We start from the raw sequence: 17578 nt of genomic DNA, 5'->3' as shown, positions 1-17578 counted from the left end.
CACTTTTGTTGTTGTGTTGACAGTCTACTGAGTCTCGATAAACTGTCAACACAACACAAAACAACAAAGTTTACACCTGTTTATTTTTTAATCTTAATTGTTATTGGAATCGCACATGGATCTCGCCTTCGACCGCCAGCATATCTGGCATCCTTACACTTCGACATTGACACCTCTGACCTGCTACCCAGTGGCATCGGCAAATGGTGTTCACATTAAATTGGAAGACGGTACTGAGCTGGTCGATGGCATGTCTTCTTGGTGGTCGACGATCCACGGCTACAACCATCCGCACTTAAATCAAGCCGCTCACCAGCAAATCGATAAGGTCTCTCACGTGATGTTTGGCGGGATTACCCACCAGCCAGCAATCAGTTTGTGTAAGAAGTTGCTATCCCTAGCACCAAGTAATCTTGAACATGTATTCCTTGCCGATTCAGGCTCCGTTTCCGTAGAAGTCAGCTTAAAAATGGCACTGCAATATTGGCATGCAAAAGGCGAACGCCGACCGAAGTTTCTTACTTTGCGACACGGTTATCACGGCGACACCTTTGCGGCCATGTCGGTTACCGATCCTGACAACTCAATGCACTCTCTCTACAAAGGCTTTTTGCCTGAACATATCTTTGCGGAGTCACCAACTTGTGGCTTTTGGGATGAATGGAAGCCAGAAGACCTTACCGACTTCGAGCATAAGATTGAAACGCACCATCAAGAACTCGCTGCAGTGATCCTTGAGCCTATCGTTCAAGGCGCAGGCGGCATGCGTATCTACCATCCAGAGTTTCTCAAAGGTGTGCGTAGGCTTTGTGATAAACACGGTTTGTTATTGATTGCAGATGAAATCGCAACCGGATTTGGGCGTACCGGTAAACTGTTTGCTTGCGAACACGCAGATATCCAGCCAGACATTTTGTGTGTCGGGAAAGCACTCACTGGCGGCTACATGACACTCTCTGCGACTCTGGCGAGCAAACACGTTGCGGATACCGTTTGTGGTGGTGATGCTGGGTGTTTTATGCACGGTCCAACCTTTATGGGGAATCCACTCGCCTGTGCTGTTGCCACCGCAAGTTTGGAATTGATTGAGCAAGGTAATTGGCAGCAACAAACCCAACAAATCGAAGCGTTGTTTTCTGAGTTACTACCAAAACTTGAAGAATACGACTTGGTGAAGAACACCCGTTGGTTGGGTGCTATTGGTGTTGTAGAAACGCATCGCCCTGTGAATATGGAAACCATCCAAGCCTTGTTTGTTGAACACGGAGTTTGGATTCGCCCATTTGGCAAGCTGATATATATGATGCCGCCATTTATCAGCAAGCCGGAAGATATTGAGAAGCTCGTTAACGCGATTGATGCAGCGTTGCAACGTAAAGATTGCTTCGCTTCATAATCCAATTCAACATGAAAACGGTTTGAGTATGAGACTCAAACCGTCTCTTTATTTATTAGAACAGTAAAGTTATCGGAGTTGACTGTCTTTACTCGCTCGTCGATGATATGTTGAATTTGTTGGCTGACGCTATCGTCGTTTGCCCACCCTACGGCCACAAGCCCTCCTCGTTACTTGAATGAGAAAAATCTACTTACCGTGTTAAGGTGGATGACTATATCGCCTACAAATAACAAGATAATTAGGGTAAATTCGAAAACACTATTACGATTTGGTAATAATCACTCTGTAATCGATTATTCGGCACTCTCATGGAAAAGCAATGCAAGGTTACTCATACTCCCTTCCTCACATTCAAAATACTGCGTTTGCTCAGGCTCTCTCAAAGTAACACTGAGTATCTTCTCTGCCTCATTAAACTCCTCACTAAAGTACTCACTGACTAATATGACGCGCTCACCAATACTAAATTCCAAAGACTTCTCATCTACCAACGCTCGATGATAATGTTCAACACGATAATCTTGAGGTCTTATCCGCTGTAAAACAGAGCTTTGATTCTCAATGGACTCATTAAAGATAATCCCACCTTTGCCTTGCTCTATAAAAATACTAAAGTTCATAGTTTGGTTCACTGAGCATTCAAAGACTTTTCTGGGCGAGGTGTTAGCAACAGCAAACGTGCTCATCATCGCAACACTTAAACCCAAAGTGACCGCCAATCGTTTCATTACCATTCAGCCAACACTGTAAATAGCGCTTGTTCAGACATACGGGTTAATACATATCCGTGTGAAGATGAATACGAGCCACTGAGTACACTATTCTCTTTCTCAATAACGATATCCTCGATGCCGTCAGCGTTGTAATCACCTTTTGCGGTAACGGTAATAACCTGAAAGCCATCAGTCGAATCGTAATACTCTGCTCTGACTTCACTGATGACCTGAGTTCTTTGGATATGGTCTGCTTCATCCCACGTTGATAGTGTCTTTGCTTTCTCTGCACTTTCGTCAGAAATAACAAAAGCAAGTGCACTTGGAGCGAAATTAGGAAAGGTATCGTCTAACTTAAAGTCTGATATAAATGAGCGCTTAGAGGCAGCTAACTTTGCCATCTCACTCCATGTTTGGCACTGAGTTAAATATGCTTTAAACGCGCCGTATTCATAGGCTTTTGCCGCAGTAAAGCCCGTAGAGTTTGCCGTAGCTAAGTCTTGGCAATTAGATACTAGTTTTTCTTCATCAGATGCACGTTTCAATTCAAGTTCATAGCCCCAATCGAGTGAGTTACGAAGTTGCATATTTTCTTTGGAAGGTTGCGCTATTTCGCGCGCGAAAAAGCGATCGGTTCGCTCACTATCTAAGTATTGAGGCTGAATAAGTTCACTTGCGATAACACTCTTACTAACGAGCAAAGTAAGCGCAAAAATAACAAGCAATGAAAGATGATTTACTGGCATAACGTTTAACAACAAGGGCAAATGATGCCATTAGCTTGTCACGTGAAAAACCGTTTAGAAAAATATCATTTGTCTCGTACTGCCAGATTCTGGGCGAGCTCTTCACTATTGCGTGTGCTAATTACATAACAACGTATTTTCACTCGACGCAAATAACAAAAAACCCAGCACTATGGCTGGGTTTTGGTGTTCTAGTGGCTAATGCACTAACCGATGTGCGTTGCGCCGCCCATGTACTTCTGAAGTACTGTAGGGATTGCAATGCGACCGTCTGCTTCTTGGTTGTTTTCTAGGATAGCAACCATTGTACGACCTACAGCTAGACCAGAACCGTTTAGCGTGTGTACAAGCTCAGGTTTCTTCTCGCCTTTACGACGGAAACGCGCTTGCATACGACGAGCTTGGAAGTCCCACATGTTAGAACATGAAGAGATTTCACGGTAAGTTTCTTGAGCAGGAACCCAAACTTCTAGGTCGTAAGTTTTACGAGCGCCGAAGCCCATGTCACCTGTACAAAGAACCACTTTACGGTAAGGAAGCTCTAAAAGTTGTAGAACTTTCTCAGCGTGACCTGTTAGCTCTTCTAGCGCATTCATTGAATCTTCTGGCTTAGTGATTTGTACAAGCTCAACTTTGTCGAACTGGTGCATACGAATCAGACCACGAGTATCACGACCGTATGAACCCGCTTCTGAACGGAAACACGGCGTGTGAGCTGTCATCTTGATTGGTAGATCCGCTTCGTCAGAAATCGTGTCACGAACTAGGTTCGTTACAGGTACTTCTGCCGTAGGGATTAGAGACAGTTTTCGTGGCTCTTCGTCGTTTACTTTTTCCGCTAGAGGCTCTGTGTGGAAAAGGTCTTTACCGAACTTAGGAAGCTGACCAGTACCGAATAGGCTGTCAGAGTTCACTAGGTAAGGTACGTACATTTCAGTGTAGCCATGTTCTTCTGTGTGAAGATCTAGCATGAACTGAGCAATTGCACGGTGTAGACGAGCAAATTGGCCTTTCATCACGATGAAACGTGCGCCAGTGATCTTAACTGCACTTGCGAAGTCTAGACCGCCACCCATTTCACCTAGGTCAACATGGTCTTTCAAATCGAAGTCGTAAGTCTTAGGCTCACCCCAACGAGAGATTTCAACGTTGTCGTTTTCATCTTTGCCATCTGGCACTTCATCTGCTGGGATGTTTGGTACAGAAAGCGTGAATTCGTCTAGTTGAGCCATTACTTGCTCAAGTTCAACTTTCTTCGCATCAAGATCGCTACCTAGAGTACCGATTTGTTTCTTGATCTCTTCTGCGCCTTCTTTGTCGCCAGCCGCCATTTTTTGGCCGATTTGTTTGGAGATGGAGTTACGCGTGGATTGTAAATTTTCTACTTCTACTTGAATGGACTTACGTTGTTCTTCAAGTTTACGAATAGTCTCTACGTCTAGCTTAAAGCCACGACGCGCCAGTTTAGCAGCTGTTTCATCCAGCTCTGTACGAAGTAATTTAGAATCCAGCATTGTTAATCCTATGCTTTTTGTTGTGAAATCACGCGCACTTTCCAAGCGTACGCGTTAAAAAAATTTACTGAACAAATGTATCCAAAAACGCCTACTTTTCATAGCGCTTTTGTTGGCTATTTGCGTCTAATTTAGCCAAGTAATCTAACTTTTCGCCGATTTTGGTTTCTAGACCGCGATTTGTTGGCTGATAATACTTACGATCCGCCATTTCTGGTGGCAAATATTGCTCACCGGCTGCATAGGCACCCGGCTCATCGTGAGCATAACGATACTCTGCTCCATAACCCATGTCTTTCATCAAACTGGTAGGTGCATTTCGAAGGTGATGAGGCACTTCATATTCAGGTAAGTTATGAGCATCTGTGAGCGCTTGTTTCCATGCCACGTACACCGCATTACTTTTTGGCGCGCACGCTAAGTAAACGATCGCCTGCGCAATCGCGCGTTCACCTTCTGCTGGACCAACGCGTGTAAAACAGTCCCACGCGGAGAGTGCAACTTGCATGGCTCTAGGGTCCGCATTGCCAACATCTTCCGATGCTATCGCAAGTAATCGGCGAGCGATGTAGAGCGGATCACAACCTGCAGCGATCATACGTGCAGCCCAATATAAAGCGGCGTCTGGATTTGAACCACGAATGGATTTGTGAACCGCAGAGATTAAGTCGTACCAGATATCACCTTTGTTATCAAAGCGAGAGACCTTTTCTCCCGCCACTTCCGCAAGCAACTTAAGCGTGATTTCTTTTTCACCCTGCGCATTGTCTTCGGCCATATCGTATAGCAGCTCAAGGTAGTTGAGAGACATGCGAGCATCACCGTTAACTAGCTCTGCTAGGCGATCTAATACGTTATCGGCGAAATGTGCTGGTATATTCCCCAAGCCGCGATCTTTGTCGTTAATCGCTTGATCAAGCGCCAGCGATATTTCGCTCTGGCCAAGAGAAGTCAACTTGTAAACGCGAGCACGCGAGAGTAATGCGTTGTTTAACTCAAACGAAGGGTTCTCTGTGGTCGCACCGATAAACGTAACCGTACCGTCTTCAATATGTGGTAAAAACGCATCTTGCTGTGATTTGTTAAAGCGATGCACCTCATCCACGAATAAGATAGTGCGGCGACCTGCCATTTTGTTCTCACGCGCTTTGTCGATCGCAGCACGGATCTCTTTAACGCCAGACGTCACCGCAGATACACGCTCAACTTCGGCGTTGGCATAGTTTGCTGCCACTTCCGCTAATGTCGTTTTACCTGTGCCAGGTGGTCCCCACAAAATCATCGAGTGAATGTGTCCAGCCTCTAGCGCTCGGCGTAGGGGTTTACCCGGACCTAAAATATGCTGCTGTCCAATATACTGTTCGATAGTTTGTGGTCTCATACGAGCAGCAAGGGGACGAAAATCTTCGTCCCCTGAGAAATCTAACGTGTAATTACTCACTACCAATTAATTCCTTTGGTCATCCACTTCCACGCCATCTGGAATTGTGAATGTAAATCTGTCTACCTTTGGTTTACCAAGCTTAACATTACTAAAAGTAAACAGCCCTTTCTGACCATCTTGCTCAATGACGTTAAAGCCTTTCACTACACCTTTTGTATCAATATTAATCTGGAATTGGCCTTGAGTAGAGTCAATTGCCGTTGGAATGAGCGTAAACTCATTACCTTTCTGAGAAATCTTATAGTTATCCCAATCGCTTGCTCTATTGCGAGTTAACAACACAAATGGTGTTTGCTCGGTCGCTTGCTCTTGCCAGTAAATGCTTACTTGCTCAATAAATGGGCTGTAATACCACAACGTCTTGCCGTCAGATACTAAAAGGTTTTCATCTGGGAAAGTCGTACTCCAACGGAACAAACTTGGACGAGCGATTTCAACCGTGCCCTCACCTTCCATTACCGTTTCACCTTCAGGGCTGATCACTTGCTGGGAGAAATCGGCACTGAAACCTTCGTTCATTGCGAGACGTTTATTGAGTTCGTCTTTGGGAGATGCTGCATTCGCAACTGAGAAGAAAGAAACGCTTAAAACTAGCGCTGAGAAAAATTTCGCTGAAAATCGTTTTTTCATTCAGATACCTATCAGAGGGTCAAAGACCTAAAGTTACTCACCTCTGTTGGACTGAGGTGAGTAACACAAGTTCATTAATCTTTTGGTGGCGCAGGAGCCAAAACTTCGCGGTTACCGTTGTGACCCGGTGCACTCACGATACCTTGTGCTTCGAGTTGCTCAACAATACGGGCGGCACGGTTGTAACCGATCTTAAATCGGCGCTGAACACCGGAAACCGAACCTCGACGTGACTGAACTACGTGCTCAACGACTTGATCGAAGAGTGGATCCACATCTTCATCCGCTTCCATTTGCTCACCTGGCAATAAGCTTTCTGGACTTTGATCTCCGCTGATGATCTCTTCAATGTAGTTCGGTTTACCACGCGCTTTCCAGTTGTTTACAACAGCATGAACATCATCATCTGATGCAAATGCACCGTGGACACGAGTTGTATGACTTGAGCCCGGCGGTAGATACAACATATCACCCATACCAAGCAGTGATTCTGCGCCGCCTTGATCTAGGATTGTACGGGAGTCTGTTTTAGTCGATACCGTAAACGCAACACGAGTTGGAATATTCGCTTTAATCAGACCCGTGATAACATCCACCGATGGACGCTGAGTCGCAAGAATTAAATGAATACCTGCCGCACGCGCCTTTTGTGCCAAGCGTGCAATCAGTTCTTCTACCTTCTTACCCACCACCATCATCAGGTCAGCAAATTCATCGACAACAACAACGATGTACGGCAGTTTTTCTAACAATGGCGGTTCCGTATCCATACTGTCGCCTTCTTGCCAGAATGGATCATGAATTGGGTGACCTGCTTCTGCTGCCATCTTCAACTTCTCGTTAAAGCCTTTCACATTACGAACGCCCAATGCCGACATCAATTTATAACGACGTTCCATCTCACCCACACACCAACGTAGAGCGTTTGATGCGTCTTTCATATCAGTCACAACTTCAGAAAGAAGATGAGGGATACCTTCGTAAATAGAAAGCTCTAGCATTTTCGGGTCAATCATGATGAAGCGTACATCTTCTGGGCCAGCTTTATACAGCATGCTCAAAATCATCACGTTCACACCCACCGACTTACCAGAACCGGTTGTACCTGCTACTAGCACGTGAGGCATCTTCGCGAGATCAGCCACAACAGCTTCGCCCGCAATGTCTTGACCTAACACAACCGTTGTTGGTGACGTTGCTTGCTCAAACTGAGGACTACTGATTACATCAGATAAATAGACCGTCTGACGACTCATGTTTGGCAGTTCCAAACCGATGTAAGGCTTGCCAGGGATTACTTCTACAACACGTACAGCCATTGCAGACAATGCACGCGCTAAGTCAGTTGAAAGACCAGAAATACGGCTTACCTTTACCCCCGGCGCCAAATCAAGCTCGAAGCGAGTGATCACTGGACCAGGATAAATCCCCACCACGTCGGCTTTGATTTTGTAGTCCGCTAGCTTGCTCTCAACCAATCGAGCGACCTGCTCTAGCGCATCACGGTCGATAAAGTTTTCGCGTTTTTCTGGATGGTAAAGCAACTCGAGCGTTGGAAGTGGCTCTTCCGGAACAGGCAGGTTTTCTTCTTTCTGTACCAAAAATGGGTTCTGTGTCGCTGCTACTTTGGCTTGCGCACTAGAAACCATGTCTTGGAATGCCGCTACATCTTCGTCGCCGTCTTGAACCTCTTCAACCTCCGCTTTTTGAAGTGCAGGTTCAAATGTTGTTGAAGGTGTTGCCACTTGCTGATGAGGTGTTGTTGGAGCTGGCTGTACTTGTTGTACAGACTGTGACTCCACTTCGTCTTCATCGTCTAACACGTCAAAATCAGAGATCGTAGGTTCAATGTGTTGACTCGATTCTGTTTGCTCCGTGATGCTATCTAGCGCAGCGGAATCAATTACAGGCTCTTCATGCACAGGATGCTCAATACTTGGCTGCTGTACTTGCTCTGCTTCAAATTGTTCGTACTCCGCATAATCTGGTTCAACACTGATCGGTTCTTCTGTAGCTGTATGTTGCTCTACATAGGAAGAGTAAGTGTCTGCAAATGATGGGGCTGCCTGTTCTTCAGTTCCCCAGTCATCTGCTTGTTGCGCTGCAGCTTCAAGCTCTTCTATCGTGACATTCAGCTGCTTGGTACGCTCCAGAAGCGGATCAACGTTATCAGTATTCACCGCATGGACAGGTTGCGTTTGGTGCTCAGGTTGAGCATAAACTGGCGCAGCATTAACCGTAGCCTTGTGTTGTGGCGGCGTCGGTTCCACCATCATTTGTTCCGCTGGCTTCTCAGGTTTAGCTTGAGGCATATAAATAGGATATTCATGCGCAGGCGCCGATTCTTTCGGCTCATCGACATCGAACGCCGTTAAATGAGGAAGCGGCTCATCATCAATGTCATGGTCTACGTTATGTCTAGGCGTAGAGACTTTATCTTCCACGAACTCATCTAGCTGAGGTTCTAAAACTTCTTGCTCAGAGCCTCTTATCTTATTTGCAAGCGCCGCAATTAGCGCTAATGCACGATCTCCAAGCCACTCAACGATGTTAAGCCATGAGATGCCAGTAAAGAGAGTAAAACCCGCTCCCCATAAGAACAGCAGTACCAATGTCGTGCCAAGTACATTCAATGTAGGTAAAGCTAGGCTAGACAACACATCTCCGACGACACCACCGGACGAGAAATACCAAATATCATCAAAATTAATATCGGCTAGACCACAGCTAGTCATTATAAGGACGACAAGGCCGAGTAACCTCGTACCCCATAACATGAAATCAATTGGCTCATCTTCTCCTCGTTTACGGCAAATCACCCATGCAGCCGCAGCTAGCAAGAAAGGGATTGGATAAGCGAGAGAGCCAAATGTGAAGAATAGTGTGTCCGCAAGCCAAGCGCCGAAAAGGCCACCAGCATTGTCGATCTCCCCTCCCCATGCGGTTTGGGACCAAGAAGGATCGGCCGGACTGAAGGTAAATAGTGCAACCGCAAGCAATACCGAGCTAAGAACGCCAACGATAAAGCAGCACTCTTTTAAGCGTTGGAAGCCATTTAAGCGTGAAGACTGGGGCTCTTCACTGGTTTTGATAATGGTTTCGACTTTCTTTGCGTTCTCTTTGAACATAAATCAACTTGAATATGGAAATGAAATAGGAAATTGCAAAACATTCCGAGCGGCATCAAGCCGCTCGGTAAATTGATTTAACCATATCAAAGAGAAAAACCCAATTACTCTCTGGCGAAAGCGGAAGCATATACCGCTTTCTTTGCAAGAAATTAACGAGTTTTGATCACAAGCTGGTTAGATTGTTTCACTTCTTCCATTACAACGTATGTGCGAGTGTCATTTACGCCAGGTAGACGTAGTAACGTATCGCCCAATAGTCGGCGGTAAGCACCCATATCTGATACACGGGTTTTAAGAAGATAGTCAAAGTCACCTGATACAAGATGACACTCTTGTATGTCGTCTAGCTTTTGAACAGCTGAGTTAAACTGCTCAAATACATCCGGCGCACCACGGTTTAATGTAATCTCAACGAATACTAATAGTGACGCATCCAGGAACTGCGGATTCAATAATGCAGTGTATCCTGTGATGTAACCCTGACGCTCTAAGCGACGTACACGCTCCAAACATGGCGTTGGAGAAAGTCCCACACGTTTTGAAAGCTCAACGTTTGAAATACGACCGTCTTTCTGCAGTTCATTAAGAATGTTGCGGTCGATACGGTCTAGTTCCTTGGACGGCTTTTTATAGTTGTCTGCCATTTTTTATTCCACCTTATTACTTCCTTGCAAAAAAATATACTACAACTTTTTAATATTTGGTGCCAAATTTTACAAATCTATAACTATACTAGTTATTAATTCGACAATAACACCCTACAAACAGTTAATACAACCATTATAGAAAGAGGATACAGGATGATCATTGGCGTACCTAAGGAAATCAAGAACCACGAATATCGTGTTGGTATGATCCCAGCAAGCGTGAGAGAACTCATCTCACATGGTCACCAAGTTTTAGTTGAGACCAATGCAGGTGCCGGCATTGGTTTTTCAGACGATGATTACATCGCTGTCGGCGCATCCATTCTCCCTCATGCTGCAGACGTATTCGCGCAAGCAGACATGATTGTAAAAGTAAAAGAACCCCAAGCAGTAGAGAGAGCAATGCTCCGCGAAGGGCAAATTTTATTTACTTATTTACACCTAGCACCAGATTTTCCACAAACTGATGAGCTAATCAAGAGCAAAGCTGTCTGTATAGCCTATGAGACTGTAACAGATAATATGGGTCGTTTGCCACTGTTAGCACCAATGTCAGAAGTGGCAGGTCGGATGTCTATCCAAGCTGGCGCGCAAACATTGGAAAAATCACACGGCGGTCGTGGTCTGCTACTAGGTGGCGTACCTGGTGTTGAGCCAGCGAAAGTCGTCATCGTTGGTGGTGGTGTTGTTGGTGCAAACGCAGCTCGTATGGCTGTTGGTCTTCGCGCTGACGTAACCATTCTAGACCGCAACGTAGATACACTTCGTAAGCTTGACGAAGAATTCCAAGGTCGCGCTAAAGTGGTTTATTCTACTGAAGACGCTATCGAGAAGCATGTTCTAGAAGCTGACCTTGTTATCGGTGCAGTTCTAATTCCTGGAGCAGCAGCGCCTAAGCTGGTAACAAAAGAGCACATTGCTAAGATGAAACCTGGTGCGGCAGTGGTTGACGTGGCTATTGACCAAGGTGGCTGTTTCGAGACATCTCACGCAACAACCCACGCAGATCCAACTTACATCGTTGATGAAGTGGTTCACTACTGCGTAGCAAATATGCCTGGTGCGGTTGCACGTACTTCAACTTTCGCATTGAACAATGCAACACTCCCTTACATTGTGAAACTCGCAAACAAAGGCTACCGTGAGGCACTTCTAGAAGACAAAGGCTTCCTTGAAGGTCTAAACGTTATTCACGGAAAAGTAACATGTAAAGAAGTAGCAGAAAGCTTTGACTTGGAATACGTTGAACCAACTCAAGCTATCGCTATGTTCAATTAATGACAAAATAAAACACAATTTGTCACGTTTTGTTTACAAAAGCCCACACGTAAGTGGGCTTTTTCATATAGAGCGTTTAGCTATAAAAAATAACTAATTCTTATATGCGCAAATTAAAATATTTCTAGGTGTAACTGATTTAGGGCAAAACTCTGACAATCTAACACGATAACCACGTTCTTCAAGATAAAGTGCTTTGTCCAATGCGAGCCAGATCTCCAATGGACGTTGAAAAACCAGTTGCACTAAGCTCATTCTCTCCATTTGCCAGAAGCGTTGTTCGCTTAACTTTTCAAAATGATCGAAATCGATTTCTTGAGAAAGAACGATACCTTTCTGCTCCGCCGCCCAGCGACACAAAGATTCAAAGCCTTCACTTAATTGCGACTTACGAATACTGGGGACAGGTTGATATTCTGCCATGCCTAACGCTCGTCGAGTAATCAAATCGAAGCCAAGACGAAACACCATTTCCTGCTGACGATGGCGACGTACACGCTCCCCCCCTGTCACCGTTTGCTGTAACGGGATACGCAGTTCTTGCTTAGACAATGAGAGAGAAGAAACCCTCCCCGGTTTCGACATCGGCTCGTATTGTTCCGACTGAATCAAGTGATAACAACAAGGTGAGATGGTCATCGCAGCAATCCCATTCTCACTGCCGTACTGCATTAGACGAACATGGAGGTCACCACACGCATGCAGTGCCACCGCGTGTTGCTTTGGCTTGAATACCGCTTTTGCTTTGCTATCAAACGCGTCACCTTGAATAAACGTCATTTTCCAATGGTGTTCATTCGCAGCTTGTTGCCCTGAATCACACAGTGCTTGTTGATATTCGAAACTGGTCACAGGCTGATCGGTTTGTGTTGCCAGGATTCGTCCTAAATAACCTTTCCCTGAACACCACTCTAACCATTCTTCGCCACAGTGTTGTTGAATTGCAGCTTCACCCATCGAGCTGATTTGCTCCAGCTTACGTCCGGGAATGCCGTTGTCTAAACCACGAGCGAGTGCCAAACCATTTGAGGTTAAAGACTCTAAACGCGTGTGATAAGCGAGTTGTTCGAGTTGAGGCACGAACGCGCTTATCGCTTTTAAGGCGAGTTCAGGTTCCGCTTTATACTCTTCGATTTGAGAGGGAGAAAGAGACACTAACCACTGGCACAACTGAGGGTGTTGCTCTTGCCAAGGTAATGAGGTGTGAATGCTACTTTTAAATGGTTCAAACCGCCATAGCGATTCGTTTTCCAATAAGCAGTCATTAATAAATTGAAATTGCGTTTTCATAACTCCCCTTACAACGAGCGCATTGTAGAGGGAATCGAAACATCAATGAAGTGTTATCTCACCGGGAGCTCGATGTCTTTAAACATCTCTTCGATTTCTGCATTAGATTTCAACGAAATCGCCTGCTCTACCACTGGGCGAGTTAAATGAGGAGCAAAGCGTTCCATAAAATCGAACATGTATGAGCGCAGGAATGTGCCGCGACGGAAGCCAATACTTGTCGTACTAGCCCCGAATAAATGGCTCGCATCTATTGCGACTAAATCGCTGTCCTGCTCTTCATCCACAGCCATGCTAGCAATTACGCCGACACCAATACCCATGCGAACATACGTTTTAATAACGTCCGCATCAGTTGCAGTGAACACCACTCTCGGGGTTAAACCTTCACGATTAAATGCGGTATCTAACTCTGAACGACCCGTAAAACCAAACACATAAGTGACCAATGGATAAGCGGCAAGATCGCTGATCGTTACCTTATCTTTCTTCGCTAATGGATGATCTTTAGGCACGACAATTGAACGGTTCCAGTGATAACAAGGCAGCATGATGGCATCTTGATATAAGTGAAGCGCTTCTGTCGCAATCGCAAAGTTCGCCGTACCTTTAGCAATTGCCTCAGACATTTGTGACGGCGTACCTTGATGCATGTGTAATGACACTTTTGGGTAGCGAGAAGTGAAGCCTTTGATGACATCCGGCAAAGCATAACGCGCTTGCGTATGTGTCGTGGTGATATTCAGCGTCCCCATTTCTGGGTGGGTGTGCTCCCCTGCTACAGCTTTGATACTTTCTACACGAGCGAGAATTTCTTGAGAGATACGTACAATTTCTTCACCAGCAGGTGTCACCTGTGTTAAGTGCTTACCGCTACGTTCAAAAATCTGAATGCCTAACTCATCTTCCAGCAACCGAACCTGCTTACTGATACCTGGCTGAGAGGTATACAAGCTTTCTGCCGTCGCGGATACATTCAGATTATGGTTTACAACCTCAACAATATACTTCAGCTGCTGCAGTTTCATCGTAATCCCTTACTTGTTCATGAGAGAATTTATTGGCCACTCGGACGAGCGATATAATAATTAGTTATAACGCGTTCAAATCGAAATGAACAGTAATTTCTAACTTATACCTCAATCACATACTGATAATCCTCAACATAGAAACAATATGCACAAAGTTGAGCCAATAAATGACTGAATTTCTATGATGTGACTTCTATCAGTAGCTAAAACGTGGGAGAGACAAAATAATCAAACAAATAGGGTGCCGAGTAAGATAAGATTCATGTATTCTTTAACGCTAGCCGTAGAAAAGTAAAGCAGACGCAAAGATATGAATATTGGTTTAATAATCGCTTTGGTAGCCATCCTACTGGTGTTGATCCTAGGCTATAACATTATGTTGCAGTATAAGGTCAAGGTAGAGACTGCGAAAAGACAGGAGTCCGCACGCTATGTTGCCTTGATTGATGGCACTGAAGAGTTGATTGGTCATGCGCACCATATCCCTTTTAGCAAGGAGCTGTTGCTGTGTCTAAACAATCGTATTCTTGACGCGCTAGAAAGCATGCATGAGCTTGACCCGAAGAATAAGCAGCTTGCTCAACGTATCGAAAACATGAAGCAACAGATTGAGCAACTGAAAGAGAATGGTCCCACTGGCGAGAGTACCACGTTCAAAATGCCGAGCAGTGATAAACAAGCCATCGTCATGCTTAAGTTGGTGAAGCGCCTTCGCGATACTATCCGTAACGAACACAATAAAGGCCGTATCGACACCCAGACTTATGTCGCTGAAAATGCGCGTTTAGAAACGATGCAGATTCGTATCAACATCGAAAACGTCATTAAAAGAGCAAACGACTCAATCGCTCGAGGTCAACCTGGTACAGCACTTCAACTGCTACGCAAAGGTATCGATGCATTGAGTACAAAGAGCGACCCCTACTCGATTCAAGCGAAACAGAAGCTTGAAGACATGTTGGGCGACCTAGATAAAAAACGCCAAGATAAAAGTGATGCTGAAATGCAGCAGATCGCCGATAAAGAGCGCGACAATGACATGGAAGCACTCTTCGGCGAGAAGAAAAAGTGGTAACATTCACTTAAGGTCAATAAAGGCTGCAATCGCAGCCTTTTTTCTATCCGTAAGATAGCGGATATGCCCAATTAGAATGTGAAGTACTAAAATTAAAATGATGAATCTAGACGCCTATCAAGATCTTCTTGCTCCCATTAACCAATTTCTGCAATGCAGCACACCTGATGAATGGGTAGAGGAAGCAAAGAAACCAGAAAATCTTCAAACCATTTTATTAGACCACCTACTGTGTGAGCTAAAAGCTGGCCAATCTGCGATGTTTTTAATTCGTAAGTATGCCGTTGACCAATCCAGTTCACATGCTCTGCTTGACTGGTTTAAACCCTATGAAAATTTTGCTTATCGCAATGTAGGCTCACTAGAAACTTTAAAAGGTAAGAGCAATATTTCCAAAGCGATCATGGCTAAGTCCAACTCACCTTACAGCCAAGATTTGATCGATAAAATGGTGCTTTTGATTAAAGAGGAGTTACACCACTTTTATCAGGTTTTAGAGATCATGGAAAGTCGTGGAATTGAGTATAAAAATATTCCAGCAAGTCGCTATGCTAAAGGGCTCATTTCGCATATGAAGACTCATGAACCGGAAACGCTGATCGATAAGCTCATCATTGGTGCGTACATCGAAGCCCGATCTTGTGAGCGTTTTGCCAAACTAGCACCACATATGGATGACGATATCGCAAAATTCTACGTTTCTTTACTGCGCTCAGAAGCGCGCCACTATCAAGATTATCTTGTATTGGCAGAGCAAATCGCGGGGAAAGACATCAGCGAACGCATAGCCTATTTTGGCCGAGTTGAGGCAGATTTAATTTCTACGCCAGATACAGATTTTAAGTTCCATAGTGGTATTCCAGCCTAGCGAGCATATTCTCCCAAGATTGAGCATGCTCTGAACTTATTTATATAGGCAGAGAATAAATAAGCCGGACATTTCGTCCGGCTTATTTTTTGTAGCAATGAGGTTAGGAATAAAGCTGAAACACAACAACTAGAGCTGGAATGAACCCATTCGAGTTTTCAAGTTGTGCGCTAGTCTACTGATCTGCTGGCAAGCCACAGCCGTTTGCGAAGCTCCCTCAGCCATCTCTGTTGAGGCACTATTAATATGCTCCACACTTCGATTCAGCTCTTCGGATACAGAATTCTGCTCACTACAAGCCGTTGCGATTTGTGTGCTCATTTGCGCTATGTTATCGACAGAATGTTCAATTTCTTTTATCTGGCTATCAGCGTCATTGACTTGCTCAACACACTGAGAAATGCCCTCCTGACAATCACGGCTTGAATGCCCTATTTTGCTGCTGCTCTCTTGTAGTTGATTAACAATTTCCACAATTTGTGAAGTGGAGTCTTGAGTGCGTTGCGCCAGAGAACGAACCTCATCTGCCACAACAGCAAACCCACGTCCTTGTTCACCGGCCCGAGCAGCTTCAATTGCGGCGTTCAGTGCTAACAAGTTTGTTTGCTCCGCAATCCCGCGGATCACATCTACGACCACATTGATATTGTTTGAGCTAGATTCAAGCTCACGTGCCAGTTCATCAGACTCTTGGATCGTATGTGATACACGCTCAATTACTGCGATAGTTTGTTGTAACGTCGCCGTTCCTTGCTTTGCCACTTCCGTTGCCGAGTAAGCGGAGGTCGCGCCAACTTCGGTATTTTGTGCCACTTCACTTACAGCAGCTTGCATTTCTGTCATCGCAGAAGCCACCGAGCTAAGTTCAATTTGTTGATTTTGCATACCAGAAGCGGTCTGAGAAGAAATAGCACTCACCTCCTCTACTGCTGCCGTTAGCTGAATCGTTGAGTCATTAATCTCAGAAACCAGCGAATGTAAGTTTGTTTGCATACCGACAAGCTCTTTGAGCAACGTTCCTAACTCGTCCTTGCTCAATTCACTTTCGTCGATTTGATTATTCAATTGACCCTTGGCGATTTTGGAAGCGAATTCCAATGCTCGATCAACAGGCCCGCAAATGACTCGAGAAAGCAACATGGCAGACATTACCATGACCAATGCGACGACAAGCGCACCAACAGCAGCGCTGTATTGTGTAAATGCCGCTTCATTTTGTACTTCTTCGCCAATCAAATTCACCAACTCATCGTTCAACGCGAGGGTATCATCCAAGCTGCTCAACGCTTTTGAGTAAGTATCGAAACTCGATAAAATCACATCATTTGCACTTTCAGCATCACCTTGGCTTAGCAGTGCGTTGTAAGTCTTCGTTTCCTTGATGTATTGATTCCAAGTTTCTTTAAAAACGTTAAAAGACTGCGTTTCACGCTGATTAAGGTCGAGCTTTTCGTATTCTGCAATACCAGCCTGCACATCAGAACGCCATTGGTCGAGGCCTTTTAACCACTCACCAATTTTGGGGTGATTTGCGTTTGGCAATAAAGAGAACTCATCTTTGCGCACTTTAGTAATATCAACTTGGATACCTTTCAAAATCGCAACAGAAGGTAAGCTTTTATCCGTTAGCACTGAGATGTCTTTATTCAGTGTTAACAAACCTTGTACCAACATTACTGACACTAAACCAAACACGGCAAAAACGGTTAAATAACTAACCGATATTTTCTTTACGACACTTAAGTCTTTAATACGCATGCACTTTCTCCCTGCAGCCTTTCCAAACCTCTCACTTAAGTGAAAGCTTAACCT

The 17578-nt window shown here is 44.8% G+C and carries 14 protein-coding genes; 4 read left to right on the top strand and 10 right to left on the bottom strand.

Annotation, left to right across the window (positions count from 1 at the left end; genetic code table 11):
* Positions 1 to 115: 115 nt before the first annotated feature.
* On the top strand, positions 116 to 1396 hold the full coding sequence (bioA, locus tag LIX84_RS16480; RefSeq protein WP_226421770.1) for an adenosylmethionine--8-amino-7-oxononanoate transaminase: 1281 nt from the start codon (positions 116 to 118) through the stop codon (positions 1394 to 1396).
* Positions 1397 to 1692: 296 nt separating this feature from the next.
* On the opposite strand, the gene LIX84_RS16475 is transcribed toward bioA, so the two are convergent.
* From LIX84_RS16475 to lrp, 7 genes are all read right to left on the bottom strand, one after another.
* The gene (locus LIX84_RS16475) at positions 1693 to 2133 is read right to left on the bottom strand and encodes a hypothetical protein (protein ID WP_226421769.1); all 441 of its coding nucleotides are present in this window, start codon (positions 2131 to 2133) and stop codon (positions 1693 to 1695) included.
* Complete coding sequence (locus tag LIX84_RS16470; RefSeq protein WP_226421768.1) at positions 2127 to 2858, bottom strand: ATPase; 732 nt, start codon at positions 2856 to 2858, stop codon at positions 2127 to 2129. The genes LIX84_RS16475 and LIX84_RS16470 overlap by 7 nt, the downstream gene beginning before the upstream one ends.
* A gap of 206 nt (positions 2859 to 3064) precedes the next feature.
* The gene (gene serS / locus LIX84_RS16465) at positions 3065 to 4372 is read right to left on the bottom strand and encodes a serine--tRNA ligase (RefSeq protein WP_167426732.1); all 1308 of its coding nucleotides are present in this window, start codon (positions 4370 to 4372) and stop codon (positions 3065 to 3067) included.
* A 91-nt stretch (positions 4373 to 4463) separates the two neighbouring features.
* Positions 4464 to 5819 (bottom strand): replication-associated recombination protein A, encoded by a 1356-nt coding sequence (locus LIX84_RS16460; RefSeq protein ID WP_031780168.1) that lies wholly within the window; start codon positions 5817 to 5819, stop codon positions 4464 to 4466.
* Complete coding sequence (gene lolA / locus LIX84_RS16455; RefSeq protein ID WP_226421767.1) at positions 5820 to 6446, bottom strand: outer membrane lipoprotein chaperone LolA; 627 nt, start codon at positions 6444 to 6446, stop codon at positions 5820 to 5822.
* A gap of 74 nt (positions 6447 to 6520) precedes the next feature.
* Complete coding sequence (locus tag LIX84_RS16450) at positions 6521 to 9574, bottom strand: DNA translocase FtsK 4TM domain-containing protein (RefSeq protein WP_226421766.1); 3054 nt, start codon at positions 9572 to 9574, stop codon at positions 6521 to 6523.
* Positions 9575 to 9726: 152 nt separating this feature from the next.
* The gene (gene lrp / locus LIX84_RS16445) at positions 9727 to 10221 is read right to left on the bottom strand and encodes a leucine-responsive transcriptional regulator Lrp (RefSeq protein WP_005378234.1); all 495 of its coding nucleotides are present in this window, start codon (positions 10219 to 10221) and stop codon (positions 9727 to 9729) included.
* A gap of 156 nt (positions 10222 to 10377) precedes the next feature.
* Between lrp and ald the strand changes: the two genes are divergently transcribed.
* Positions 10378 to 11502, top strand: coding sequence for an alanine dehydrogenase (gene ald, locus LIX84_RS16440; protein ID WP_005378241.1), 1125 nt, complete (start codon positions 10378 to 10380; stop codon positions 11500 to 11502).
* A 93-nt stretch (positions 11503 to 11595) separates the two neighbouring features.
* Here ald and LIX84_RS16435 read toward each other — a convergent pair whose 3' ends face one another.
* Both LIX84_RS16435 and cysB read right to left on the bottom strand, forming a co-directional pair.
* The gene (locus tag LIX84_RS16435) at positions 11596 to 12792 is read right to left on the bottom strand and encodes a methyltransferase (protein ID WP_226421765.1); all 1197 of its coding nucleotides are present in this window, start codon (positions 12790 to 12792) and stop codon (positions 11596 to 11598) included.
* Positions 12793 to 12845: 53 nt separating this feature from the next.
* On the bottom strand, positions 12846 to 13820 hold the full coding sequence (cysB, locus tag LIX84_RS16430; protein WP_006742885.1) for an HTH-type transcriptional regulator CysB: 975 nt from the start codon (positions 13818 to 13820) through the stop codon (positions 12846 to 12848).
* Positions 13821 to 14133: 313 nt separating this feature from the next.
* Between cysB and LIX84_RS16425 the strand changes: the two genes are divergently transcribed.
* Positions 14134 to 14898 carry a hypothetical protein gene (locus LIX84_RS16425; RefSeq protein ID WP_006742886.1) on the top strand — a complete coding sequence of 255 codons (765 nt, stop codon included), beginning with the start codon at positions 14134 to 14136 and terminating at the stop codon, positions 14896 to 14898.
* A gap of 97 nt (positions 14899 to 14995) precedes the next feature.
* Positions 14996 to 15766, top strand: a complete 771-nt coding sequence (gene miaE / locus LIX84_RS16420; RefSeq protein ID WP_114322503.1) for a tRNA isopentenyl-2-thiomethyl-A-37 hydroxylase MiaE — start codon at positions 14996 to 14998, stop codon at positions 15764 to 15766.
* A gap of 129 nt (positions 15767 to 15895) precedes the next feature.
* Here the strand turns inward: miaE and LIX84_RS16415 are convergent, their stop codons facing one another.
* On the bottom strand, positions 15896 to 17524 hold the full coding sequence (locus LIX84_RS16415) for a methyl-accepting chemotaxis protein (RefSeq protein WP_226421764.1): 1629 nt from the start codon (positions 17522 to 17524) through the stop codon (positions 15896 to 15898).
* Positions 17525 to 17578: the final 54 nt, after the last annotated feature.

It is taken from the genome of Vibrio sp. E14, assembly GCF_020515785.1.
Classification (GTDB): domain Bacteria; phylum Pseudomonadota; class Gammaproteobacteria; order Enterobacterales; family Vibrionaceae; genus Vibrio; species Vibrio diabolicus.
This window is presented reverse-complemented; position numbering and strand designations above follow the sequence as displayed.